21 protein-coding genes are annotated in these 24,165 nt (G+C 67.8%); 18 read left to right on the forward strand and 3 right to left on the reverse strand.

Going from position 1 to position 24,165, the window contains the following annotated elements:
* Positions 1-128 precede the first annotated feature (128 nt).
* The 4 genes from AC6EXY_RS10010 to AC6EXY_RS10025 are packed head-to-tail and all read left to right on the forward strand — an operon-like array spanning position 129 to position 4,321.
* The gene (locus AC6EXY_RS10010) at positions 129-941 is read left to right on the forward strand and encodes an enoyl-CoA hydratase/isomerase family protein (protein ID WP_101829474.1); all 813 of its coding nucleotides are present in this window, start codon (positions 129-131) and stop codon (positions 939-941) included.
* Positions 942-997: 56 nt separating this feature from the next.
* Positions 998-1,798 (forward strand): SDR family NAD(P)-dependent oxidoreductase, encoded by an 801-nt coding sequence (locus tag AC6EXY_RS10015; RefSeq protein WP_165818154.1) that lies wholly within the window; start codon positions 998-1,000, stop codon positions 1,796-1,798.
* 31 nt (positions 1,799-1,829) lie between these two features.
* A complete protein-coding gene (locus AC6EXY_RS10020; RefSeq protein WP_207770077.1) occupies positions 1,830-3,170 on the forward strand; it encodes an acyclic terpene utilization AtuA family protein in 1,341 nt (446 codons plus the stop codon).
* Between the two features lie 59 nt (positions 3,171-3,229).
* The gene (locus tag AC6EXY_RS10025; protein WP_101829476.1) at positions 3,230-4,321 is read left to right on the forward strand and encodes a Zn-dependent alcohol dehydrogenase; all 1,092 of its coding nucleotides are present in this window, start codon (positions 3,230-3,232) and stop codon (positions 4,319-4,321) included.
* 372 nt (positions 4,322-4,693) lie between these two features.
* On the opposite strand, the gene AC6EXY_RS10030 is transcribed toward AC6EXY_RS10025, so the two are convergent.
* Positions 4,694-5,221, reverse strand: coding sequence for a carboxymuconolactone decarboxylase family protein (locus AC6EXY_RS10030; protein ID WP_101829477.1), 528 nt, complete (start codon positions 5,219-5,221; stop codon positions 4,694-4,696).
* A complete protein-coding gene (locus AC6EXY_RS10035) occupies positions 5,218-6,096 on the reverse strand; it encodes a sugar phosphate isomerase/epimerase family protein (protein ID WP_133150513.1) in 879 nt (292 codons plus the stop codon). The genes AC6EXY_RS10030 and AC6EXY_RS10035 overlap by 4 nt, the downstream gene beginning before the upstream one ends.
* Before the next feature lie 542 nt (positions 6,097-6,638).
* On the opposite strand from AC6EXY_RS10035, the gene AC6EXY_RS10040 reads away from it, so the two are divergent.
* The 5 genes from AC6EXY_RS10040 to AC6EXY_RS10060 all read left to right on the forward strand — a co-directional run bounded on the left by AC6EXY_RS10040 (position 6,639) and on the right by AC6EXY_RS10060 (position 11,302).
* Positions 6,639-7,325 carry a GntR family transcriptional regulator gene (locus AC6EXY_RS10040; RefSeq protein WP_165818155.1) on the forward strand — a complete coding sequence of 229 codons (687 nt, stop codon included), beginning with the start codon at positions 6,639-6,641 and terminating at the stop codon, positions 7,323-7,325.
* Between the two features lie 116 nt (positions 7,326-7,441).
* A complete protein-coding gene (locus AC6EXY_RS10045) occupies positions 7,442-7,933 on the forward strand; it encodes a cupin domain-containing protein (protein ID WP_101829480.1) in 492 nt (163 codons plus the stop codon).
* 129 nt (positions 7,934-8,062) lie between these two features.
* Complete coding sequence (locus AC6EXY_RS10050) at positions 8,063-9,649, forward strand: AMP-binding protein (RefSeq protein WP_101829481.1); 1,587 nt, start codon at positions 8,063-8,065, stop codon at positions 9,647-9,649.
* 20 nt (positions 9,650-9,669) lie between these two features.
* Positions 9,670-10,146, forward strand: coding sequence for a VOC family protein (locus AC6EXY_RS10055; RefSeq protein WP_101829482.1), 477 nt, complete (start codon positions 9,670-9,672; stop codon positions 10,144-10,146).
* A gap of 370 nt (positions 10,147-10,516) precedes the next feature.
* Positions 10,517-11,302, forward strand: a complete 786-nt coding sequence (locus AC6EXY_RS10060; protein ID WP_101829483.1) for an SDR family NAD(P)-dependent oxidoreductase — start codon at positions 10,517-10,519, stop codon at positions 11,300-11,302.
* A gap of 523 nt (positions 11,303-11,825) precedes the next feature.
* Here the strand turns inward: AC6EXY_RS10060 and AC6EXY_RS10065 are convergent.
* Positions 11,826-13,334 carry an ABC transporter substrate-binding protein gene (locus AC6EXY_RS10065; protein ID WP_499817294.1) on the reverse strand — a complete coding sequence of 503 codons (1,509 nt, stop codon included), beginning with the start codon at positions 13,332-13,334 and terminating at the stop codon, positions 11,826-11,828.
* Between AC6EXY_RS10065 and AC6EXY_RS10070 the strand changes: the two genes are divergently transcribed.
* From AC6EXY_RS10070 to AC6EXY_RS10110, 9 genes are all read left to right on the forward strand, one after another.
* Complete coding sequence (locus AC6EXY_RS10070; RefSeq protein WP_499817293.1) at positions 13,319-16,126, forward strand: ABC transporter permease subunit; 2,808 nt, start codon at positions 13,319-13,321, stop codon at positions 16,124-16,126. The two genes, AC6EXY_RS10065 and AC6EXY_RS10070, sit on opposite strands and share 16 nt — an antisense overlap.
* Positions 16,123-16,911: an ABC transporter ATP-binding protein gene (locus AC6EXY_RS10075; RefSeq protein ID WP_499817292.1), complete on the forward strand. Its 789-nt coding sequence runs from the start codon at positions 16,123-16,125 to the stop codon at positions 16,909-16,911. Before AC6EXY_RS10070 ends, AC6EXY_RS10075 begins: the two co-directional genes overlap by 4 nt.
* A gap of 25 nt (positions 16,912-16,936) precedes the next feature.
* Complete coding sequence (locus AC6EXY_RS10080) at positions 16,937-18,280, forward strand: acyl-CoA dehydrogenase family protein (protein ID WP_499817291.1); 1,344 nt, start codon at positions 16,937-16,939, stop codon at positions 18,278-18,280.
* Complete coding sequence (locus AC6EXY_RS10085) at positions 18,277-19,731, forward strand: aldehyde dehydrogenase family protein (RefSeq protein ID WP_101829487.1); 1,455 nt, start codon at positions 18,277-18,279, stop codon at positions 19,729-19,731. Before AC6EXY_RS10080 ends, AC6EXY_RS10085 begins: the two co-directional genes overlap by 4 nt.
* A 4-nt stretch (positions 19,732-19,735) precedes the next feature.
* Entirely contained in the window at positions 19,736-20,053 is a 318-nt protein-coding gene (locus AC6EXY_RS10090) for an AtuA-related protein (protein WP_101829488.1), read from the forward strand.
* Between the two features lie 50 nt (positions 20,054-20,103).
* Positions 20,104-21,240 carry an amidohydrolase family protein gene (locus AC6EXY_RS10095; protein ID WP_207770079.1) on the forward strand — a complete coding sequence of 379 codons (1,137 nt, stop codon included), beginning with the start codon at positions 20,104-20,106 and terminating at the stop codon, positions 21,238-21,240.
* 48 nt (positions 21,241-21,288) lie between these two features.
* On the forward strand, positions 21,289-21,849 hold the full coding sequence (locus AC6EXY_RS10100; protein WP_133150516.1) for a cysteine hydrolase family protein: 561 nt from the start codon (positions 21,289-21,291) through the stop codon (positions 21,847-21,849).
* Between the two features lie 213 nt (positions 21,850-22,062).
* Positions 22,063-23,079, forward strand: coding sequence for a PDR/VanB family oxidoreductase (locus AC6EXY_RS10105; RefSeq protein WP_101829491.1), 1,017 nt, complete (start codon positions 22,063-22,065; stop codon positions 23,077-23,079).
* A gap of 102 nt (positions 23,080-23,181) precedes the next feature.
* On the forward strand, positions 23,182-24,153 hold the full coding sequence (locus AC6EXY_RS10110; protein ID WP_499817290.1) for an aminopeptidase: 972 nt from the start codon (positions 23,182-23,184) through the stop codon (positions 24,151-24,153).
* The last annotated feature ends 12 nt before the right edge of the window (positions 24,154-24,165 follow it).

Below are 24,165 nucleotides of genomic sequence, written 5' to 3' on the forward strand. Positions count from 1 at the left end.
GATGCCCGTCGACGGCGCCCAGGCTGGCGCGACCGCCCCGGCCCTTCCGCAGCCTAGCTCGTTGTGCTAGACCTTGCATCCAGGATGCCTGCGAGTGGGATGCTCAGGGCCGGTGCGGAGGGGCGGGCATGGACGAGGCTGTCGAGACCGTCGTCACGTCGAGTCGTGGCGCGGTCGGTATCATCGAACTCAATGATCCAGCGCGGCTGAACCCAACGGACGCCCGGACGACGCTCGCCGAGGTGAACGAGGCGCTGCTCTCCTTCGGGCGCGACCGGGTGACGCGGGCCGTCGTGATTTCTGGTCGGGGCCGGGCGTTCTCGGCAGGAGCCAACCTCGGCGAGAAGCGCCCGGCGAGGTACCCGCAGGATGATCAGGACACCGAGGCGATGCGCCTCGCCTATGGATACGCCTACGGACAGGTCTGGGAGACACTGCACAACTTCCGTAAACCGCTCATCGGCGCCGTGAACGGCTACTGCCTGGGCGGCGGGTGGGAGCTCGCGCAGTCCTGCGACCTGTTGGTCGCCGGCGAGTCCGCCATATTCGGGAGCTTCGAGATGCGGGTCGGCCAGGCTCCCTTCGCGGGCGGCGCCGTCTACCTGACACGGACGGTCGGCAAGCATCGGGCGATGGACATGATCCTGAACTCCCGCCGGATACCGGCGAGCGAGGCGCTGACGCTCGGACTGGTGAACGAGATCGTGCCTGACGCCAAGTCGCTTGACCGGGCGGTCGAGATTGGTCAGGAGCTCGCGGCCAAGCCCCCGGTCGCGGTGGCGTTCGCTCGCCATCTTGTACGCAAAGCACTCGCGGTGTCCGAGTTCTACGATCTCGAGCGGTCGTACGGGTATTACCTCCAGACGATGGAGGACAGCGCTCTCGCTCGCGAGGCGGCCGCTCATCGGACCCAGGAACCTCCGCCCTACAGCGGTCGCTAGCGGACCGCGGTGTCAGGTTCCACTCCCGGATGTATCCGACAACAAGGGACGTTCTCATGCAGACGTTTCGTTCCGACGCGCTGGCCGACCGGCGCGCGTTAATTACCGGTGGAAGCCGTGGCATCGGTGAGGCGATCGCGGTTCTCCTCGCCTCGATGGGCACGACGGTCGTCCTCGCCGCGGACGACGAGCCTGGGTTGGAGAAGGCCGGGGCGACGATCGAGGGTGCCGGCGGGCAGGCCGAGCTGCACGTGGTCGACCTGCTCGACCCGACGGCGGTCGCGGATCTGGCCACTGCGGCCGGCGACGTGGACATCCTCATCAACAACGCGGCGCCCGGCCAGGGGCGGCTCCCGTTCCTCGAAACGCCGGACGAGGCGTGGGATCTTCAGCTCGGCCTGATCCTGCGCACGTCGGTGCAACTGATCCGCGCGCTCGGGCCGGGAATGGCCACACGTGGCCGGGGCTCGATCGTGAACATCTCCTCGAGCTCGGTGGTCGACGCGGCGCCGTATGTCGCTCCCTACGCTGCCGCAAAGGCCGGGTTGGAAGTGGTGACCAGGATCGCGGCGCTCGAACTAGGCCCGCGCGGTGTACGGACGAACGCGGTGCGCCCGTCCTTCACACCAACCCAGCGGGTCGCACACCTCGTTGCCGACCCCGAGTTTCTCGCGCATCAGTCACGGAAGGTGCCGCTCGGACGTCTCGCTGCCGTCGAGGACATCGCGAACGCGGTCGCATGGCTCTGTTCGGATGCTGCCTCCTTCGTCAACGGGCAGGTCATCACGGTTGACGGTGGTGGTTCGGCGGGCACCTGGCGACCCCCGGTGCAGTCAGACAGTCCCGTGGGTCACTGAAAGCTATCTTGTGTCGAATCGAGGAGGATCTGTGGCAGCCGAGTCGATCAGTATTGGCTGTGGTTCGGCCGACGCGGCGGAGCGTATCGACTGGCCCGTCGAGCTGGCCAATTCAGGGCTTGTCTCGTACATGGGCTTCGACGCGCTCGCCGAGCGTACTCTCGCGTTCGCTCACGCTCGGAAGATGGCCGATCCCAAGCTGGGTTACAACGAGCACCTTCCCCGGACCATTCCTGGGTTCGCGCCGTTCGTCTCCCGAGGCGGCAAGATCGTCACCAACCAGGGCGGGGCCAACCCGGGCTCGGCCGGCGAACTGATCGTCAATGAGCTTCGGCGGCTCGGCTACAGCGGGATCAAGGTCGGGATCGTGCACGGCGACGACTGTCTGGAGACGGTGCTCGCCCAGGACATCCAGCTCCCCGAGATCGGGTCGTCGGTGCGGGAGCTGGGGGACCGGCTCGTCGGGGCGTACGCCTACATCGGCGCGGAGCCGGTCGTCGAGTGCCTGGAGCAGGGTGCCGACTGGGTGATCGGCGGCAGGCTGGCCGACCCGTCCTGCTACGTCGGCCCGATCTGCCACGAACTGGGCTGGAGCCTGGACGACTGGCAGCGGGTCGGGGTCGCGACGGCGGCGGGACACCTGCTGGAGTGCGGTCAGCACGTGACGGGCGGCAACTTCAACGACCCAGGCAAGCGCATGTTCACCGGGATGGAGCGCCTGGGCTTCCCGTACGCGACGGTCGACCAGGATCTGAACATCGTCGTGTCCAAGCTGCCCGGGACGGGCGGTGGCGTCACCAAGGACACGGTGATCGCCCAGCTGAGCTACGAGGTTCACGACCCCGCGCGGTATCTGACACCGGACGTCACGGCCGACTTCCAGAACGCCGAGGTCGAGGATCTGGGCGACGACCGTGTGCGCGTGACGGGTATCACCGGAACTCGGCGCCCCGACATGCTCAAGGTGCTGGTCGGCGTCGATTGGGGCTACCGCGTCATCGGCTACACCAACCTGGGTGGCCCGAACTGCCTTGCCCGGGCGCGGATGGTGGAGGAGGTCCTCCGCAAGCGGTTCGAGCAGTACGGCGACGCGATTCACGCGACCCACTTCGGCTACGTCGGCTACAACGCCCTCTATGGGGATGCCCTGACCACCGCCGAGCCGGCGGAGGTCCAGGTGCGGGCCTCGCTGCTGGTGCGGGACAAGGAAGTCGCCGACGCGGTGGCGGAGGAGGTCGGCAAGCAGGCGGTGTGGATCACAGTTGGGCAGGGCGGCACCGGGCTCATCCAGAACTCCCGCCACATCGCGCCCACGCCCATCTACCTGCCGCGTGATCAGTTCAAGCTCACCGCCGAGATCGTGACGGTGTGAGTCCGCGCTGATTGCCTGACGACCCAGCAACCCGGAACAGCGAGAACCGAGGATCAGCCATGAAAGCCGCAGTCCTTAACAAGATCGGCGCGCGATTCGAGATCGAGGACATCACCGTCGACGAGCCCCGTGGCGCCGAGGTGCTCGTCGACGTCAAGGGCAGCGCGCTGTGCCACAGCGATCTGTCGGTGTCGCAGAACGACTACGGCCACCCCATGCCGGCCGTCCTGGGCCACGAGGTGGCGGGCGTCGTCGCCGCCGTGGGGCCCCTGGTCGGCGGGCTGCGCCCCGGCGACAAGGTGGTCGGCTGCCTGACCGGCTTCTGCGGTCAATGCGAGGAGTGCGTCTCCGGCCAGATCTGGATGTGCGCGCGGCCGGGGGCCGCCGCGCGCGGTGACGACCTGCCGCCGCGACTCTCGCGTGCCGGCACGCCGGTGACGCAGGTCTCCGGGCTCGCCGCCTTCGCCGAGCAGATGCTGGTGCACGAGTCCAACCTGGTGAAGGTCCACGACGACGTTCCCCTGGTCCAGGCGGCGCTGCTCGGCTGCGGAGTCATCACCGGGGCCGGGGCCGCGATCAACACCGCGAAGATCCGGTTCGGTGACACAGTCGCCGTCATCGGGTGCGGCGGTGTCGGGCTCAGCACGATCCAGGGCGCCGCCCTGTGCGGCGCGGCGCAGATCATCGCCATCGACACGGCGGAGTCGAAACTGGAGCTCAGCCGGCGGTTCGGCGCCACTGACACCGTGCTCGCCTCGAAGGACGACGCCGTGAACGCGGTGCTCGACCTGACCGGCGGCAAGGGCGTGCAGCACTCCTTCGAGGTCGTCGGGTCGCCGGGGACCGCGAAGCAGGCGCTGTCGATGCTCCGCCGCGGCGGAGTCGCCTACATGATCGGCATGCAGCGCCCAGGAACGGAGCTGGTGATCGACCCGTTCGCCGACCTCGTTCTGCGGCAACGCTCCGTTCACGGCGTCTACATGGGCTCCACGAACTTCAAGAAAGACATTCCGCACTACGCGCAGTTGTATGTCCAGGGCCGGTTCAACCTCGACGACCTGGTGTCCCAGACGATCGGCCTGGAGGACATCAACGACGCATACGACGACCTGCAGGCCGGCCGGGTGATCCGGTCCGTGATCGCGTTCTGAGGCTCCCGGCGGCGGGCTCGCCGCGAGGAACATCTGACGCGTCTTCGGGTATCCGCCCGGCGGTCACGAAGATCCGCTGTCTCCGGTGGCGACACGCCCAGGCCATGTGTGACAAGGGCTGCCAGCACACCGGAAACGGCGGATCCGTCATGTATGAGCCCGAAGTGTCGGACCGGGTCGTCTGTGCGACCGGGTCGTCTGTGCCGAGCCGCTCGGCCCGTGCTGGCTGATGCCAGTGCCTTCTCCGGCACGCCAGTTCACGCGGGCCAACTTCTGCCGGCAGAAAGCAACACCGGCGGAAGCCGGGGCCTGGCTTCCGCCGGGTAACAACGTCACATCGTTGCTGAACGGATCGAGACAGCGCACGCGAGACTATCCCTCGGGCGCGAGATCCAGCGTCTTCGTCGTCGAGGCGACCATCTGGTAGAAGGCGATCGTCAGGACGAGCTCGATGGTCTGCTCGGGACCGAACAGGTCTGTGACCAGGGAGAGCGTGTCGCCACCGACGTGCTGGCCGAGCATCGCCTCGGTCAGGCCGAGCACGGCGCGCTGTTGTGCGTTGAATACCTCGGACGTGGACCAGGCCGGCACCGCCTCGATCTCGGCCGCGGATACGCCGGCTTCCCGAGCCATACGCACATGCGCGCCGATGCAATACGGTGCCTCGAGCCTATGCCCGACGAGAAGAATAGCGATCTCGCGTAGCGCTCGCGGGGACGTCGACTCGAAGCGCAGCGCCCACGCGACGTCCAGCCAGGCCGACAGCAACGTCGGCGAGTTGCCAAGCACCCGATACAACATCGGAAGCCGACCGCCATACAGCGAGAAGGCCCCCTCTCGGAAGCGGGAAGTGACCTTGGGGAAGAGCTCCGCCGGATCGACCGGCTCGATCCGCGTCATCCGGACGTCTCCAGCTCCCGCACGCGGTCGACCAGGGCGCGGGTCGCCGTGTAGCTCGCTCGTGCGGCCTCGTCGGCGTCGAGCTCCCGGAGGGGGTCGGACAACAACTCCACACCGACGGTGGCGTTGGTGCCGGTGGCGTCAAGCGCCCTGAGGAGATCCTCGAGCTGCAGGCCGCCCGCGCCGGGCAGCAGACGGGCGGTGCGCGTCTCGATGAGCAGGTCGTCAGGCGCGCTGCCCGGCGCGTCGGACATCTGAAGCGTCACAATGCGGTCGCCGGAGACTCGCGCGACGTCCTCGAGACGCGATCCGCCGCGGAAGAAGTGGTAGGCATCGACGACCAGCCCGCCGTTGTCCCGCCCAGCGCGAACCACGATCTCGGTCGCGACGTCCAAGGTGGCCACGGCCTTGAACGGCATGAACTCGAACGCGGCGAGGAGCCCCGCCTCCGCCACAAGATCACAAATCTCGGCGAAACCTGCCGCCGCCTCGTCGTTGTCGATCGGCGTAGCGGGCGGCCGGTCGATAAGCACGTTGATGTGCCGGGCGTTCAGCTGGCGCGCGGCGTCCACCATTCGTCGAGCGACGGCGCGTTCCTCGGTGGTCGGCGTCGGGCTGATCGCCAGTGTCTCGACCTCGGCGACCGAGACACCTGCGTCGGCGGCGACGCGCGCCATATCCGAGAGCGTGCGACCCTCAGCAGTGCACGCATCGAGATCAAACATGGTCATTCCGATGCCGGCGTATCCTGCGCGAGCGGCCGCGTGCACCCGGGCGTCAAAAGAATGCCGCGCCGGCTGGCCGTTTGGTGCGCCGGAGAGCGTGTAGTAGCACGCGAGTAAGTCGCCTCTACCAAGGCTGCGAGGGTCGGGCACCGCGGATCACCTCGTTCGTCGGCCCGCCTGCCGCGGGCGATGACCCGATTTTACCAACACGCGGATGCAGGATCCAGGACGGTGCGGGCTGTGGTCGCCGTCGATGACCTGGTCCGCATGCTTCGGCGAGTGAGGGCGGTGACGACCGACGGGACCGGTGAGCAGCGTCCGGCGTCGGCCTTCTGGTCGGGTACGGTCTTGCTCACGCCCGACGGGGCAGTCCTGCCTGTGCCCCTTGTGCGCGGCCCGCTACCGAGGCCGCGGCCGCGCGAGACCGGCCAACATCGGCGGCGGCCGGCTCGTGAGTCGCCCAGCGCCGGAGTCCGGCACCCGAGTGCACGAGGGGCTAGCGGGGTGCTCCAGGCGCCGCGCGTGGCGGGACCGCGCCATCGGGGCGGACGGCGCTTGTCGGATGTGCCGCCGCGGCCGCCGGCCAGGCATATGTGGTCGCCGTCGCATCGCGATCTCCGCGATTGCGGGACCCGAAGGTAACCTGCATCCCGCATTCGTGCTGTACTATGTCGTCCATGGTCGAGCCAGGGGTGGCGTTCCCGACGTTCGAGCGCACGCGTCTCGTGGACGACGTGACAGCTCGACTGCGATCGATGATCATCGATGGCACCTTGGAGCCAGGGACGACGCTGCTGCAGATCGAGCTGGCGGAAAAGCTTGGCGTCAGTCGCACCCCGCTTCGTGAAGCCTTTCGGATTCTTGAGTACGAGGGCTTCGTGCGGGTGACGAACGGGAACAAGACGCTGGAGGTCGTCGAGCTCACCAACGACGACATCGTCGAGCTGTACCAGTTCCGTGAAGTGATTGACGGGCTCGCGGCTCGACTGGCTGCCAAGCGAGGTATCTCGGACGCTGACTACGAGATGCTGAGCGGGCGCATCGACGAGATGCATTCCTACGATCCAAGCGCGCCACGCGATGGGGCGGCGCGGGCGGCGGCGCATGCGGCGTTCCATGTGAGGATCGTGGAGCTGTCCAGGAACCGGCTGGTGATCAACCAGGCTCCGATGGTCCGGCTGACCTCGCAGATGCTGGCGCGACGCATCGCTGAACTCGGAACCGAGGAGCCGGCGGTGACCGCCAACCTGCTCTCCGAGGGCGAAGTCGATCACCGTGCGGTACTGGAGGCCATTCGCCGTGGCGGGGCCTCCGACGCCGAGACGATCGCTCGTCGACACATCCGTCGCACGATGCGGTCCGAGCTCGTGCGGCGTTGACCAGTACCTCTTCCCTTCGCGGGTAGAATCCTGGATACTGGACTTGCGGCGGCCGGCAACGGCGCCATCAGTCGGTTGGCGCGAGAAGGGCCGCCGTGGGCCGCAAGGAGGTTCAAATGACCCTCGACAGTGCTGACGTTCCCAAGGTCGCATACTTTCAGTTGGATGTCGACGAGGGATGGAAGCAGTCCAAGCCGAATATCGAATCGCCAGACGGCAACGTGCCGGAAGTGGTGCGCGAGACCGCTGACGTCCTCGAATACTTCCGGGGCGGTCTGTTTACCAGGCGTGAACAGGTCGGCTCGTTGCACATGCTCGAGATGAAGCTGGCGCCGAACTTCGTCATTCCGCGCCATCATCACAACATGGACCAGCTTGTGTTGGTCCTCGAGGGGCGTGCCAGGCAGGGTCGCCGCTGGTTCGAACCGGGCGAAGGGTATTTCACCAAGGCCATGGTCCCGTACTCGACGGCGGCTGGGCCGGAGGGCTGTCGACTGGTGGAGATCCGCAAGGACCGGATCGAGGATCTCAAGATCTGGTGGGATGACGACAACCCGTCCCACTGGGCTCGCTCTCTCTGGGATACGAAGCTCGGCACTCCGACCTGACCAATTGGCTGCATCCAGGATCCGCGGTAGGCTGACGGCCTCGATCGGTTGACCGACGGATTCCGTGTGCCCTCGCAAGATCTGGTAACGGTCGTCGGTGGCCGCTCACCAGCTGAGAGGTAGCGCATTATGTCCAAGGGCGGTTCTGCTGGCTCGAACGACCTGTCCGCGTGGCAGCGGGGCAGCTGTGACCCGGACCGCCGTGCGGTGATCGACAAGAATGACGTCGAGTACACGTACGGCTGGCTTCAGGCCCGCGTCAATCGCTGGTCAAACGCTCTCCAGGCCTCCGGCGTCAAGCCCGACGACCGGGTAGCCCTTGTCGCGCAGAACGGCACCGAGTATCTCGTCGTGGTGTTGGCCGCGATGCAGATCGGGGCGCGGCTCGTCCCGGTCAACTTCCACCTGACCGCCGCCGAGATCGAGTACGTGCTCGAGGACTCCGATTCGGCGGTCGTGGTCGTCGATGCGGACCTGCCGGACGCCGTCGCCGCGGCGACGGCCGTCGCCACCGCGAAGGTGTCGCGGCGGGCGCCGGTTCGAGTCGCGCTGGGCGAGGTCGAGGGTTTCCTCGCCGCGGACGAGTTCATCGCGGGGCTCAGCGACGCGCCGCCGGCGCATCGTGAGCCGGGACAGCGCATGTACTACACCTCTGGGACAACAGGACGTCCCAAAGGTGTCGTCAAGCCCCGGAACCAGGGCGACCCCGACGAACTCGCCGTGCGTTCCAGCAAAGCCCTGTTCGAATCGTCCGGCCGTGAGCTCGCCGAAGACGGCGTCACGTTGGTGTCGGGTCCCCTCTACCACGCAGCCCCGCTGGGAGCGGCGGTTGGCGCCCTGCACCTCGGTCAAACGGTGGTGCTCATGGGCAAGTGGGACCCGCGAGAATTCCTCGGCGTCGTTCAGCGGCATCGCGTGACCTCCGCGACGATGGTGCCGACGATGTTCGAGCGGTTGTTGAAGCTGCCGGCTTCGATCCGTGACACGTATGATCTGTCCTCGTTGCGGGTGATCACCCATGCGGGCGCACCCTGCGCGATACAGACCAAGCGCTCGATGATCGAGTGGCTCGGACCGATCCTGAACGAGTTCTACGCGGCGTCCGAGGGCGGCGGGACTCGCGTCACCTCGCAGGAATGGCTCGAGCGCCCAGGTACCGTCGGTCGGCCGTCACCCAACGCGGCGATCAAGATCGTCGACGAGTACGACCATGAGGTCTCGCCCGGCACCATCGGACGCGTCTTCATGAAGCTCAGGGAACCGTTCACGTATCACAACGACCCGGGCAAGACCGCCAGTGCCGTCATCGGTGACATGTTCACCACGGGGGACCTCGGATACGTCGACGAGGAAGGTTACCTCTTCCTGCGCGATCGATCGACGGACGTCATCATCTCCGGGGGTGTCAACATCTATCCGGCTGAGATCGAAGCGGTCCTCCTGCAACATCCGGCCGTCGCCGACGTCGCGGTGATCGGTGTTCCGAACTCCGAGTGGGGCGAGGAGGTCAAGGCCGTCGTGCAGCTGGCCGAGGGCCTGGAGCCGTCGCCAGCGCTCGCCGTGGAGATTCGCGAGTTCTGCCAGGAGAGGCTCGCCAAGTTCAAGGTGCCCCGCAGCGTGGAATTCGAGGCGTCGCTGCCGCGATCCGACAACGGGAAGCTTTATAAGCGTCGGATACGTGACCGGTACTGGCAGGCTGACGGGCGCAAGATCTGACGATCCGACGATCGAACGAGATGGGTGCCACGATGGAGGAACCTCTTACTACAGGCATCTCGCACGTCGCGATCGGTGTCACCGACATGGAGGCGTCGCTGCGGTTCTATCGCGATGTGCTCGGGATGACGCTGACCGTCGACCGCACCGAAGCGAACGGAGGTGAGCGCCCGAAGAACAGGCGGGCCTGCTACCTTCGCTGGGACGACCGGCCGGGCGCCACCTACGTCGTGCTCGACCAACGGATCGAGCCGGCGCCGCAGGGACAGGCCGCCGAGCTGTTCGACGTCGGCGTGCATCACCTGTCGTTCCGCACCCCTGACCTGCCGGCGCTGGTTGAGGCCGTCAAGACCGCCGGGTTCGACGTGTGGTTCTCGGGCTCGATCCATGACGGGCCGGCCAACGCCGAGCCCGCGGAAGGCCACGAGGTCATGACAGCCATGGTCCTCGATCCCGACCGCAACGTCATTCAGTTCGATCAGTGGCTGACGGCGTAGTCGCTCGTCGATCGGCGGGGAGCCGCGCCGGGCACCGGTAACGGCGACAGCGCTGGCTCGGCCCGTCTCCGTAGTCGTCCCGCCGGGTCCGGGCTCGGGCCGCGGCCACAGGCTCTGTCCGCTCCTGCAGGCTGGTCGCCAGGCTCGCGGCAGGTCGGCCGTTGCCCGATTTCCGGACGAACGAGTAGGCCGTCCGGGCCCGCGGCGTCCGCCGGGCGCTACCGGCGCGGCCCAGCTCTCGGACACAGAAGCGTCAGGTGCCGCGGCACTCGGCCCTGGCGCCACCGGGGCCGTCGACGACGGCACCGCGATCGCCCGGCCGACCACGACGTCAGGTATCCGTCGCTGCTCGGCTCAGGAAGGGATAGCCATGGAGAAGGATCTCGAGGGCAAGACGGCGTTGGTGACAGGTTCGGGTCGAAATCTTGGCCGTGCGATCTTACTGGAGTTCGCGGCGCGTGGAGCGAATGTCGTCGTCAACGCCAACTCCAATCGCGAGGAGGCCGAGACGACGGCGAAGCTCGCCCGTGAACTCGGCGCGAAGGCAATCGTGCAGTTGGGCGACATCTCGCGGCAGGAGTCCATCGACGCGCTCAAGGATGCCGCTGAAGCTGAGTTCGGGTCAGTCGATATCTACGTGAGCAACGCCGCGCTACGCCCGTTCCAGTCATTCTTCGACACTACTGTCGAGGACTGGCTGCGAATCCTCGACATTCAGCTCAACGCCTCGTTCAGGCTGGCCAAGACGTTCACGCCGAAAATGATGGAGAAGCGGTGGGGCCGCATCATCCACATTACGGGGCCGGACGCCTTCATCGGCGTCGCCAACCGTCCGCACAACGTCGCGGCGAAGGCGGGCCTGCGCGCGCTGACCAAATGCCTCGCGATCGAGCTCGGCCCGTACGGAATCACGGTCAACGATCTCGCGCCCGGTGCAATGGACACGGAGCACAACGAGCGGTCGCACCCACACGTCACCACCAGGGACGCGCCTGATGAGGGGGGCCGGCGTGCGTCGATTCCCCGGATCCCCGTCGGCCGTCTGGGCAGGCCCGAGGACGCGGCGTACGCCTGCGGCTTCCTCGCCTCGCCCCGTGCGAGCTTCTATACCGGAACGGTGATGACCTGCTTCGGCGGGCAGTGGAACATCGCCTGACGCGGCCCGGGTGCTGTGCCTGGCTGGCGCGGAAAGAGCACTGGATCGCGGCCGACAGCTGAATTTCTTTGAATTTTCGAGGTGGCCCGGCCGCATGGCCGGGCCACTTTTTCTGCTCTCCGCCGGAGAGCCCATCGGTCGGTCGATAGACCGAGCCGCGGCGGGGCGCGGGTCCGGTGAGGCGAACGAACGGTTGCCGAAGGCCCCGGATGCGGTCCTCGACGGCGCCGGCGGTGGGTCGCTCCGCTCGCGGCGCTGGCCGGGGTGGCGGCGTCAGGGCCGGGCGAGGACCTGCTGGCCGCCGGGCGCGCCGCCTGAACGGCTTCGGCGTGGCCGCCTGGACGCCCGGGCCCAGCTCGTGCGCCGCGCACGGGCGGGCGAGCGTTCTGGTGAAAGACGAAATCCTCCGAGCCCAGTGCCGCGAGCGGCACATCCGGCTCAGAGGATTTCGCGTTGCTCGTGTCGTCGGTCAGCCGGTCAGCGCGGCGCGGACGCCGGTGATGGCTGGCCTACCGCGGAAAGATCAGGCCGTTCCGCGGACCGCCTGCAGGGCACTGAGGACGTTCACAGGCTTGGGGAAGGCAATAAAGTGCTTGCCGTCGAAGTGCGACACCACGACGTTCGGGTTGAACAGCCGCGGCAGGCCCTTGACCGGCTGCGGCTTCGAGAAGTCGATCGGCTCCGGGTAACCGGTCACCTTCACCGAGGTCGACTTGCTGAGGGCCGCGGTGATCGAGGCGGCGTCCACCTTGTCCAGGCCCTTCGCGGCCTGCGCGATGACCTCGACGCCGTCGTAGGCGTTCAGCGACCAGGACGAGACGGCGGCGGACGCGTTGAACGCGTGCAGCGCCTCGACGAAGGGCTTCAGCTCGTTGGACGTGGCCGGGTAGGCCGTGTCGCCCTTCACGATGTTCTTGCCCGCAGGGCCGACCTTCGCGGCCACTTCGTCGTCGATGCCGGCCAGGCCGATCGGCATGTCAGGGGCCGCGGCGTAGGCGGCCTTGATGAAGCTCAGCTCCACCGCCGGCGGGATCGTCGTGACGACGCACTCGGCGCCGGACTTCACCAGGGCCGCCACCTGTGGCGAGACATCAGCCGCGGTCGGAGGAATCGTGGCCGTGTAGACGACCTCACCACCGAGGTGCTTGAACGCGTTCTCCACGCTCTTACCGGTGTCAATCGAGGCGGCGGCCACGCTGGCGATCGAGCCCAGCTTCTTGCACCCCTGCTCGTACAGCTTGATCGTGACACCCGTGAAGTTGCCCGTGCTACCCGCGCCGAACGGGAACGCGAGCGAGCTCTTCCACTCGGTGTCGGTCGCCGGAATGAGCCCGACGAACGGGATCTTCGCGGCCGCAAGAACCGGAAGGATCTTGTTGCCGTAGGACGTGTACCCGGTGACGACGCCAGCTAACTTCTCGCTGACCGCCTTCTGGGCACATGCGGACGCGGTGTTCGGGTCGAACTGGTCATTGCAGGACGAGATCTCGATCTGGTGACCGTCGACCCCGCCAGCTGCGTTGATCTTGGCAGCCGCCGCCTCCGCGCCGTCGACGGCCTCGGGGAAGCCGAACGCCGCGGACTGGAGCGTGCTGATGACCATGATCTTGATGGGCGACTTGGAGTCGCCCGAGCTGTCCGACGAGCCGCCCGACGAACACGCGGCGACCGCGGTGACCGCGGCGACCGCCGTGGCGGTGAAGATCGGCAAGCGTCGCCACCGCGGCGTTCGAACTGGACCACTGTCCCTGGCACTGCGTGTCATATTCCTGGCCACGAGGCCCTCCCGCTCGATGTCCGGTGCTGGGTTGTGAAGGCGCAATCCGCTGACGGCGCCAGAGACCGGCGGTGGAGCGCCTGCCGGGTTGGCGAACGGTAGCAGCGACGGCAGCCTGAGTCCAGGATTCGGGATGGAGTAGTGGCGCTCAGGCTGCTGCTGCGAGGCCCGGAGTAGATCCTTGACCGCGGATCGGGCCGCTACTACAGTCACCGAAAGCCTGTGTCCAGGATGCAAAATTGCCCCCGTGTCCACCGCGGCAGCGGGAGCCGACCACGACTCCGACAGTCCCGGGGGCATCTATCGCAATGCGTACCTTCATCGAATTCGCGGTTCTTGGCCTGGGCCTCGGGGCGCTGTACGCCCTGGTAGCGCTCGGCATCGTCATCGTGCACCGGGTGAGCGGAGTGATCAACTTCGCCATGGGTGCCATCGGCATGGTCGGCGTCTACACGTTCTGGGAGCTTCACGACCGCCACGGCTGGAGCTTCGCGGCGGCCATCGTGCCGAGCTTGTTAGTCAGTGCGTTAGTCGGTTTCCTGATCCAGGCGATCCTCCTCAGGCGCCTACAGAACGCGTCGCCACTGGTCCGCCTGCTCGCGACGATCGCCGTACTGGTCAGCCTTCAGTCCGCGCTCGAGCTCCGGTATCCGTCGCAGGCCGAGGCCATGCAGTCCTCGGTGCCGACCGGCACGCTGCACCTGTGGGGGCTGCGGATCGGCGAGGACCGCGTGATCATCTTTGGTATCGTGCTGGCCCTGATCTTCGGCCTGACCGCGGTGTACCGATGGACGAAGTTCGGGATCGCCACCACGGCCGTGGCCGACGACGTCATGGTCAGCGAGTCGCTCGGTCGTTCCGCGAACATGGTGGCGGCCTGGAACTGGGGCATCGCGTCCGCCCTGTCGGCGCTGGCGGGCATCCTGCTTGCCCCGATCACCGGACTGTCGGTCACGCAGCTGACCAACCTGCTCATCCCGGCGCTGGCGGCGGCGGTCATCGGCTCGATGGTGTCCTTCCCGATCACGCTGGCCGCCGCGATCCTCATCGGCATCCTCGAGTCGGAGATGAGCTGGTACGTCACGGCCCCGGGATGGTCCGCCGCGGCGCCGTTCCTGGTGATCATTCTCGTGCTCGCGCTACGCGGCAAGACCATTCCGGGCCGCTCCCACGAGCGGTCGCGGCTGCCCGCGGTCGGGCACGGCAACGTGTCCTGGGGCGGGCTGGTCGCCGCGCTCGGCGGCTCGATGCTGCTGCTGGCGCTCCTCCCGCTGGACTGGGTCAACGGCATGGGCGTGACCGTCGCGGTCGGCATCGTGCTGTTGTCGTTCATCGTGGTCACCGGCTACGCGGGCCAGCTCTCGCTGGCCCAGTTCGCGCTCGCCGGCCTCGGTGCGTTCGTCGCCGGGCGCCTGGTCGCCACACAGAACATGCCGTTCCTACTCGCGCTGCTGTGCGGCATTCTGGTCGCCATCCCGATCGGCATCGTCGTGGGCCTGCCCGCGGTAAGAACCCGGGGCTCGCAACTCGCCGTCGCGACCCTGGGCCTCAGCGCCGCCATCGAGGCTCTGGTCTTCAACAACAGAGACTGGACCGGTGGCGGGGACGGCACGTCGATCGGCGATCCGCACATCTTCGGGCTCGACATCAACGCGATCCTCTACCCCCGGACGTACGTCGTCGTCACGATCGCGATTTTCACGCTGGTCGCTCTCGCGGTGGCCAACCTCCGCCGTGGCCGAATCGGGCGGCAGCTCCTGGCTACCCGCGCGAACGAGCGCGCCGCGATGTCACTCGGCGTCAACATCGTGGCCACCAAGCTGTACGCCTTCGTCGTGGGCTCGGTGATCGCCGCCATCGGGGGTGTGATGCTGGCCTTCCGTAGCCCGAGCATCGTGTACTCCGACTACATCGCCTTCGGTTCCATCTCCCTCGTGGCGGAAGCAGTCGTCGGTGGCATCGGCTTTGTCATCGGCCCATTGTTCGGCGCGACCCTTCAGCCAGCGAGCCTCGGCACCAACATCGGTGTCCTCGCCTTCGGCGATGGATTCCAGAAGTACCTGCCGCTGATCAGCGGTATCATCCTCATCCGAGTGCTGATCCGGTCGCCCGGTGGAATGGTGACGCATGCCGGTGAGGGCGTCCGGTTTATCGGCCGCCAAGTGAAGAAGGTTCTGCCGCAACGACAGCACATGAGCCCGAGCCAGAAGGTGCTCGCGCGCTCGTCGGCGGCCACGCACCCGCCGACGGCCGGCGCCGAGCTGGAAGTACGCGATGTGGCGATCACCTTCGGCTCCGTCAGGGCGCTCGACAACGTGAGCCTGAAGATCACGGCGGGCAGGGTGCTCGGCCTGATCGGCCCGAACGGTGCCGGCAAGACAACGCTGATCGACGCGGTCTCGGGCTTCATCGCCCCGACCGCGGGCTCGGTCAGCATCGACGGCGCGCCCCTCACGCGCATGTCACCACGGCGCCGGTCGCGCCTTGGGGTCGCCCGTTCCTTCCAGGCGCTCGAACTGTTCGAGGACCTGACGGTCCTCGAGAACCTCCTCATCGCGACCGAACGGCCGGCGTTCGGCCGCTACGTCAGCGACCTGTTCATGCCGGGCGTCGCGCGTCTGCCCAGCGTCGCCCGTGAAGCGATCGAGGAGTTCGACCTGGCGGCGGACCTTGACCGGCTTCCTTCGGAACTTCCCTACGGAAGGCGCCGGCTGGTCGCCATCGCGCGCGCGATCGCGGCCGAGCCCTCGTTCCTGCTGCTCGACGAGCCCGCGGCCGGGCTCAGCGACCGGGAGCGTGTCGAACTCGTCGAGCTGATCCGCAGGCTCGCCGCGCGCGACATCGGCGTCCTGCTGGTCGAGCACGACGTGGACCTCGTCATGCGTGCCTGCGACGAGATCGTGGTGCTCGACTTCGGGCGCGTGATCGCTCACGGCTCGCCGGCCGACATACGGCGGGACCCGGCGGTGATCGAGGCATATCTGGGTGCCGCGGAGGCGGACCCGGCGGTGGCGGAAGTCGACTCGAAGGCGACGGTGTCCTCATGATCGGTACGTTGACCGTCAAGCGGAAGCCGGCGCCGGTGGTACCCCCGGACGCCGCGGACACGGCCCTCCACGCGCAGGACCTGTGCGCGGGGTACGGGGCGGTCCCGGTGCTGCACGACGTGTCCCTCTCGGTCCGCGCCGGCGAGGTCGTCGCGGTCCTGGGCCCGAACGGCGCCGGCAAGTCCACGCTGCTCAAGACGCTCGCCGGCGCGATGCCGCTCAGCAGCGGACAGGTCTGGCTCGCGGGGCGCCCGGCGGCTCCCAGCCTCGCGGCCCGGTCACGGGGCGGCTTGGCCTTCGTCCCGGAGGGGCGGTCGGTGTTCTCGTCGCTGTCGACGCACGACAACCTCCGGCTCGGCCGGGGGAGCGTCGAGCGCGCGCTCGAGGTGGTCCCGGCGCTGAAGCCGCTGCTGTCACGCCCCGCCGGCTTGTTGTCCGGCGGCGAGCAGCAGTACCTCTCGCTCGCGCGGGCCGTCGCCGGCGGCCCCGCCGTCCTGCTCGCCGACGAGCTCTCGCTGGGTCTGGCTCCGCTCATCGTGACGTCGCTACTGCAAGCGGTACGAACCGCCGCGGACAAGGGCGCCGCCGTGCTCATCGTCGAGCAGCACGTCCGCCAGGCGATCAAGGTGGCCGACCGTGTGTACGTCCTGTCCCGTGGACGGGTGGTCCTCGAAGGAGCCACGGCGGACATCGGCGACCGTCTTGAGGAGATCGAGTCCGCCTACCTGTCCACCACCGGGGAGGACGCCTCGGGCGACCGCGAGCAAGGCTCGGTTCCCGCATAGCGGACGGTCGTCCTCTCGGAGGTGGGTGCGCGATGAGGCAGTGCTGGATCCAGGATTCTGGTATGGTGATGACGTGTCAGCCGCAGCCGAGCAAGTAAACGCAGTAGTGGAGCCGCAGGCGCAGGCTAGCGACGAGACTCTGGAGCAGTTCGAGGCCCGGGTGCGCTCGTTCCTGGAACGTCACGCGACGCGGCGTGCCGTCGCCCCGGACTCGGACGGTGTCGTGATGGGCGGCGTCCACGAGTCCGGGCCCGAGCTCGTCCGCGCGGTCAAGGAGTTCCAGGCCGCGCTGTTCGACGCCCGTCTGGCGGGGCTGACCTGGCCCACCCGGTATGGCGGCCAGGGCCTTGGGGCGCGCCACCAGCAGATCTTCAGCGCGGTCGCGGCCGAGTTCGAGGTGACCTCCCGAGTGGTCGGGATCGGGCTCGGAATGTGTGGGCCGACGATCCTCGCCCACGGCACCGAATGGCAACGCACTCGCTATATCCCGCCGATGCTGCGAGGCGAGGAGATCTGGTGTCAGCTGTTTTCCGAACCCGCCGCCGGCTCTGACATCGCGGCAGTGCGGACCCGCGTCGAACGGTGCGAGGACGGCTGGATCGTCAACGGCCAGAAGGTGTGGTCGTCGGTCGCGCACCATGCGCAGTTCGGACTCATGCTGGCTCGCACGAACTTCGACGTGCCCAAGCATCAGGGCCTGTCGATGTTCATCGTTCCGATGGATGCACCGGGCGTCGAGGTGCGGCCACTGCGGCAGATGGATGGCGGTACGAACTTCAACGAGGTCTTCCTGACCGACGTCCCGCTGCCGCCGACGGCCCTCGTCGGCGCGGAGAACGAAGGATGGACGGTCGCGCGAACCACCTTGTCCAACGAGCGGGTGGCGGTCTCCGGAGGGCGACAGGGCAATTCGAGCGTGGTCGCGCCCTTGCTGAGCCTGGTCAAGCTTCTCGGTCCGGTCGAGGACCCCTGCCTTCGCCATGAGCTGGTCGATCTGTACACCCTTGACCTGGTGCTACAGCAGTTGCAGGCAAGAGTGCGCGCCGCGCGCGAGCGTGGCGTCGCGCCGGGGTCCGAGGGCTCGGTCGCGAAGCTGGTGAACACACAGCTGCAGAAACGGGTGGCTGTGGCGCGGATGGACCTGCTGGGTAACCGGTCGATCGCGTATCGACCCGACGACAGCCTTGGCCGGACCGTCGCGGGTGCTTACCTGGCCTCTCCGTCGACGAGCATCGCCGGGGGGACAGACGAGATCCAGCGCACGATCGTGGCCGAACGGATCCTGGGACTGCCGCGCGAGCCCGCGGCCGACAGGGGCATTCCGTTTCGGGACATTCCCGTCGGACGAGTGATGGCAGGCGGCGCGTGATCGAGCGAGATTCAGCATTCATCGGCGGGGAGTGGCACGAGGCCGACGGCGCGGACGTCGAGGTCGTCGACTCGACCACCGAGCTGCCCTTCGGACGGGTGCGCCTGTCCACGGCCAAGCAGGCGGACGAGGCCGTGCAGGCCGCGGCACAGGCTCTGCCGTCGTGGGCGGCGTTGGGTGTCGACCGGCGCGCCGGGTATCTCGAAGCGATCTCGCACCAGCTCGCTCTGCGATCGGACGAACTTCGCGAGATCATCACACGGGAGGTCGGCACTCCGTCCGGGCTGTGCCGCACCCTGCAGGTGGGCCTGCCGATCCGCCTGTTCCGGCTCGCCGCCGACACCGCACGCGCATTCCACCACGAGCAGCGCTTCGATCGGACCGTAGTGCGCTTCGAGCCGGCCGGCGTGGTCGCGTGCATCACGCCCTGGAACTTCCCGCTCAACCAGATCGCCAAGAAGGTGGCGTACGCGATGGCCGCCGGATGCACGGTGGTCGTCAAGCCGAGCGAGATCGCCCCGCTGGACGCCTATGTGCTGGCCGAGGCGACGCGGGAGGCGGGCCTGCCCTCCGGTGTCTTCAACCTGGTGTCCGGAACCGGACCGGAGATCGGCGAGACTCTGACGACGCATCCCGACGTGGCGGTCGTGAGCCTGACCGGGTCCACCCGCGCCGGAGTACGTGTCGCCGAGCTGGCGGCCCGAGGCATGAAGAAGACCGTCCTGGAACTGGGCGGAAAGGGCGCGTCGGTCATCCTCGCCGACGCCACCCCGCAGGTCGTGTCCGCCGCCGTCGAGCATGCGCTGGAGCGGTACCTGCACAACTCGGGGCAGGCGTGCGGGGCGGTCACCAGGCTCATCGTTCCGCGGACGCGCCGGGCGGACGTCGAGCGCGAGCTGCTGGAGGGTCTGTCGAGGTTTCCGGTCGGAGACCCGTTCGACCCGGCGACCGAGGTCGGCCCGCTGGTGTCCGCGACCCAGCGCGACCGGGTGCGAAGCTACATCGAGCTCGGCATCTCCAGTGGGCTCAACCTGCTCGTCGGCGGTAGCGAACCGCCCGCCGGCCACGAGACCGGGTACTACGTCACGCCGACGATCTTCTCTTCGGTCGACCCCACGTCGCGGCTCGCCCAGGAGGAGATCTTCGGCCCGGTCCTCGTCGTGATGGAGGCCGACGACGACGATCACGCCGTCGAGCTGGCCAACGACACCCAGTACGGCCTGAACGGTGCGGTCTGGGGTGCCGATCATGATCGTTGCGTCGAGCTCGCTCGACGTGTCCAGGTCGGATCCATCACCGTGAACGGCGCGGGCGGCGGCGCGGGCGCCCCGTCCGGCGGCCTGAAGATGTCCGGACTGGGCCGTGAGTACGGCGAGTTCGGGTATCGGGAATTTCTGGAGCCTCGCTCGTACCACGGAGCGTTGACTGAACCGGCGATCAGCGAAGGATGAAAAGATGTCGACGAGGGTCTACGACATCGCCATGGCTCGTTCTGGCGACAAGACGGACACCAGCAACGTCGCGGTCTGGCCCTACGATGCCGATGACTGGGAGTATCTCCGGACACATCTGACCATCGACCGGATCAAGAAGCGCTTTGGGCCTCTCGTGCAGGGTGAGATCACCCGGTACGAGTACCCGAATATCCACGTGGTCAACTTCGTGATGACCCGCGCGCTGCGCGGCGGCGTCGGTCTCGGGCTCACCCTGGACCCCCACGGCAAGGCATATCAGACACTTGTACTGGACATCGACCTGGACGACGAGATCTGACATACCCGAATTCCGGGCGCTCGGGCGTTGTCACGAGGAGGAGCGTTCCTGTGTTGCGAGATGACTTCAAACTGATCTCGGTCGATGACCACGTCGTCGAGCCACCCGGGGTCTGGGTTGACCGGCTTCCTGCCGCGTACCGCGAGGCGGGTCCGACAATCGTCGACCAGCCGGGCCACACGCAGGCCTGGCGATACGAGGACAACCTCTACAGCATCAACCTGCTGGGCAGCCCGGCGACCCGGATCTTCCGCACCGACGGAACCGGTGAGGATCTCTACGCGCGCCACTACGACGACATGGTGCCCGGTGCGTACGACGTCCACGCGCGACTACGTGCGATGGACGAGGACGGTGTGTGGGCGCAGCTCGTCTTTCCCACCTTCCCCCGCTTCGCCGGCACGCGGTTCCTCAACCACAAGGACCCGGTCCTGGCCTCCCTGTGCATCCAGGCCTACAACGACTGGATGATCGATGAGTGGTGCGCCGCCGCGCCGGATCGGTTCATCCCGATGATCTGCATCCAGTTGTGGGACCCGGTGGCGGCGGCCGCGGAGATGCGCAGGTGCGCGGCCAAGGGCGCTCGCGCGGTGACCATGATCGAGACACCCTCCCCGCTCGGCCTGCCGTCCTTCTGGACGGACTACTGGAACCCCGTGTTCGAGGCGGCGGCCGAGACCGGACTGGTGTTGTGCATGCACGTCGGCACGTCCGGCAAACTGACGACCCCGTCGCCGGAGAGCGAGGCGCACTCCGACGCCGTCCCCATCTCGCTGTGCGGGCTGAACTCGATGGCCTCGCTCGCTGACCTCACCTTCTCCGGCCTGCTGCATCGGTACCCGCAGGTGCGCATCGCGCTGTCCGAGGGCGGGTCGGGCTGGGTGCCCTACCTGCTCGAGCGCATGGACTACACCTGGGCCAGGACGCGCGTCGGAGTGGATCGCAGCATCTCCCCGAGCGACCTGTTCCGCCGCCACTTCTGGACCTGCTTCATCAGCGACCGCACCGCGATCGAGAACCGGCATGCGATCGGCCTCGACAAGCTGATGTGGGAGTCCGACTACCCGCACAACGACTCGGAGTGGCCGAACAGCCGCAAGTTCCTCGCGGAGGCCGTGACCGACATACCGGATGACGATGTGCACCGCATCGTCGAGCTGAACGCCCGCGACCTGTTCCGGTTCTGACCGGGCGGCTGGGAACGACGCAGGCACTCACGTGGAGGACGACTGACGGTGGCCAGATCCAGGGCGCTGCTCATGCTCGATCTGAGTAGCCAGACCACGCGGCCGGACGGCTCCTTCGGGCAGCTGATCTCGCCACCGTCGGTCCTCGATGACGTGGTCGAGCCGCTGCGGCACGCGCTGGCCGCGGCGCGCTCGGCGGCCGACACGGTGGTGTGGGTGCTGCCCAGCCCCGACTTCATCCGCCTGATGTCCGGACGCGACGCGGCCGAGCGGGACGCCTCGCCGGACCCGTTGATCGGAGTGCCGGGCCCGGGCGAGCCCCTCGCCCTGAAGGACGGCATCGGTGCCTTCGCCGGCGGTCAGCTCCAGGCCGAACTGGAGCGTGCCGGGGTCGAGGAGATCGTCCTGGTCGGCATCGCGACGCAGTACGTCGTCCGGGCCACGGCGGAGGAGGGCCTGGCGCTCGGCTACCGGGTGAGCGTGCTGGAGGACTGCTGCGTCGACCTGACGCCGCAGGTGCACGCCCAGACGATCGACGCGTTGCGCTCATCCTGTCGCGTCGCGACGTCGGCGGAGTTCTGGACGTACACGGCTGCCTCCGAGCCGTGATTCCCGCTCTGGAGGTGCTCGGCTTGGCACGGGCACGGCGCTTCCTGGAGTCGCCGGTCCGAGCCTCCGGTGACTCGCCGATGTCGTGTCCCCTGCCGCGAGCCGGAGCGACGGCTCGCCGTCGACCTCCCCGAGGTCCCGAGTTCCACCGCTCACGGCATTGCACCAGCGTACGGGTAACTGATCGACCGCACTGCCCTCAGGAGAGCAACCATGCTTGCTGACTCAACCGCCGACGCCGTCGGCACGTCGGTGTCCGTCGCGGTCGACCCGGCGTCCGGAGGCGAGCGGGAGCTCACCCTCGAGATCGCCGAGGTCCGGGCCGTGGCGACCGACGTGATCGCGCTGACGCTCGTCGATCCGTCCGGGCACGAGCTGCCCGCGTGGAGCCCTGGCGCACACATCGACGTCGAGATCGGCTCCTTCGTCCGCCAGTACTCGCTGTGCGGCGACCCCGCCGACCTGAGCCGGTGGCGGATCGCGGTGCTCAGAGAGCCGAACGGCAGGGGCGGCTCGCAGCTCGTCCACGACACGGCGCGCGCCGGGCTTCCCGTGGCGGTCCGGGGCCCGCGCAACCACTTCGAGCTGCGCCCCGCGGACGAGTACGTCTTCGTCGCGGGCGGCATCGGGATCACGCCGCTGTTGCCGATGGTCGCGGCCGCGCACAGTGCGGGCAAGCCATGGCGACTCGTCTACGGCGGCCGCGCGGCCGAACGTATGTCGTTCGTCGACGAGCTCGCGCGTTACGGGGAGCAGGTGCGCCTGCAGCCCGAGGACGTCTTCGGCCAGCTCGACCTCGAGAGGATCGTCGCTGAGAGCCCCGCCGGCACGTCGATCTATGCCTGTGGACCGACCGGTCTGCTCAACCGGCTCGAGGAGGTCTGCGCGGCGCGGGCGGACATCGCCCTGCACGTCGAGCGGTTCAGCGCGAACCCCGACGCGCTCGCTGATCCGACGCGGCGCCGTCCGTTTCAGCTCATCGCCCGGACATCCGGTGTCACGATCCAGGTGCCTGCCGACAAGACCATCGTCGAGGCGCTGGAGGATGCCGGTGTCGAGGTCCTCACCTCGTGCGAAGAGGGCATCTGCGGCACGTGTGAGACCCGGATCGTCGCCGGCGTGGCCGAGCACCACGATTCGGTGCTGGAGGACGACGAGCGAGCCGGCAACCAGGTCATGATGATCTGCGTGTCACGGGCAGCCACCGAGTCACTGACCCTGGAGATCTGAGTCGCCGTCCGCACCAACGCGGACGACTGCCGGGCTCGACCGACAGCCAGCGGTAGACCTACGTCCTGAATGCAGGATGCAAAAGAAGCGCGGAGGAACAGGATGACACCGCAGGAACGCATCGGCGCGGTAGCCCGGCGAGCGATTCAGAAATACCTGGCGGTCACGCCTGGGGAGCAGGTGGTCATCCTCGTGGACACCGTCACCTCGCCGTCGATCCCGATCGCGCTCAGTGAGGCGACCCTGGCGGCGGGCGCCGAGCCGATCGTCATCACCATCGCTCCGCGGCGCACCAGCGGTGAGGACTTGCCGAAGTCCGTGCTTGACGCCGTGGTGGCGGCGAACGTCGTCATCAGCGCATGCAGCAGGTCGCCTTACCACTCGAGTCTCAAGCCGTTGGCCCAGGAGGCCGGGGTCCGGGGAGCGCTGAACTCGCCACCCCATGAGTCGGGCTGGTCGGACGGCGCTATGCAGTACGACTTCATCGAGCTTCGGCAGCCGGCCGCGAAGCTACGCAAGATCCTCACCGAGGGGTCGACGGCGCGCGTGACCGCGCCGAACGGTACCGACATCACCATGTCGATCGCGGACCGCAAGGCGGTCGGATGGCTGTCCGGAATCGCGGAGAACCCCTGCGAGACGATGGCCTGGCCGGGCGGGGAGGTGTCCCTGCCGCCGGTTGAGGGCACGGCCGAGGGCCAGGTGGTCGTCGAGGTGGCCATGACCGACGTCGGGGGAGTGGCCGAGCCGATCCTGTGGACCGTGAGCAAGGGCGAGGTCGCTGAGATCAAGGGCGGGGTGGAAGCCGAACACCTGCGCCGCATCATCGAGGGTGTCCCCAACGCCCTCAACATCGGCGAGCTCGGTATCGGGATCAACCCCGGAGCTCGGTTGGTGGACGACATCACCGAAGCCAAGAAGCGGCGCGGCACGGCACACATCGCGATGGGCGACAGCGCGAATGGCTACGGCGGCAACGTGGTCTGTGACCTTCATCTGGACGGTCTCGTTCCGAACGTCACCATCCGCATCGACGGTGAGCTGGTCGTCGAGGACGGCGTGCTGAAGTTCTGACGATGGGTTAGC

This window comes from Frankia sp. RB5, from assembly GCF_059816245.1.

Bases quoted from the DNA above. Each gene is read 5' to 3' on its own strand.
- AC6EXY_RS10075 (WP_499817292.1), top strand. From the start codon at position 16,123: ATGATCGGTACGTTGACCGTCAAGCGGAAGCCGGCGCCGGTGGTACCC.
- AC6EXY_RS10010 (WP_101829474.1), top strand. From the start codon at position 129: ATGGACGAGGCTGTCGAGACCGTCGTCACGTCGAGTCGTGGCGCGGTC.
- AC6EXY_RS10060 (WP_101829483.1), top strand. From the start codon at position 10,517: ATGGAGAAGGATCTCGAGGGCAAGACGGCGTTGGTGACAGGTTCGGGT.
- AC6EXY_RS10050 (WP_101829481.1), top strand. From the start codon at position 8,063: ATGTCCAAGGGCGGTTCTGCTGGCTCGAACGACCTGTCCGCGTGGCAG.
- AC6EXY_RS10030 (WP_101829477.1), bottom strand. From the start codon at position 5,221: ATGACGCGGATCGAGCCGGTCGATCCGGCGGAGCTCTTCCCCAAGGTC.
- AC6EXY_RS10055 (WP_101829482.1), top strand. From the start codon at position 9,670: ATGGGTGCCACGATGGAGGAACCTCTTACTACAGGCATCTCGCACGTC.
- AC6EXY_RS10090 (WP_101829488.1), top strand. From the start codon at position 19,736: ATGTCGACGAGGGTCTACGACATCGCCATGGCTCGTTCTGGCGACAAG.
- AC6EXY_RS10110 (WP_499817290.1), top strand. From the start codon at position 23,182: ATGACACCGCAGGAACGCATCGGCGCGGTAGCCCGGCGAGCGATTCAG.
- AC6EXY_RS10025 (WP_101829476.1), top strand. From the start codon at position 3,230: ATGAAAGCCGCAGTCCTTAACAAGATCGGCGCGCGATTCGAGATCGAG.
- AC6EXY_RS10015 (WP_165818154.1), top strand. From the start codon at position 998: ATGCAGACGTTTCGTTCCGACGCGCTGGCCGACCGGCGCGCGTTAATT.
- AC6EXY_RS10105 (WP_101829491.1), top strand. From the start codon at position 22,063: ATGCTTGCTGACTCAACCGCCGACGCCGTCGGCACGTCGGTGTCCGTC.
- AC6EXY_RS10045 (WP_101829480.1), top strand. From the start codon at position 7,442: ATGACCCTCGACAGTGCTGACGTTCCCAAGGTCGCATACTTTCAGTTG.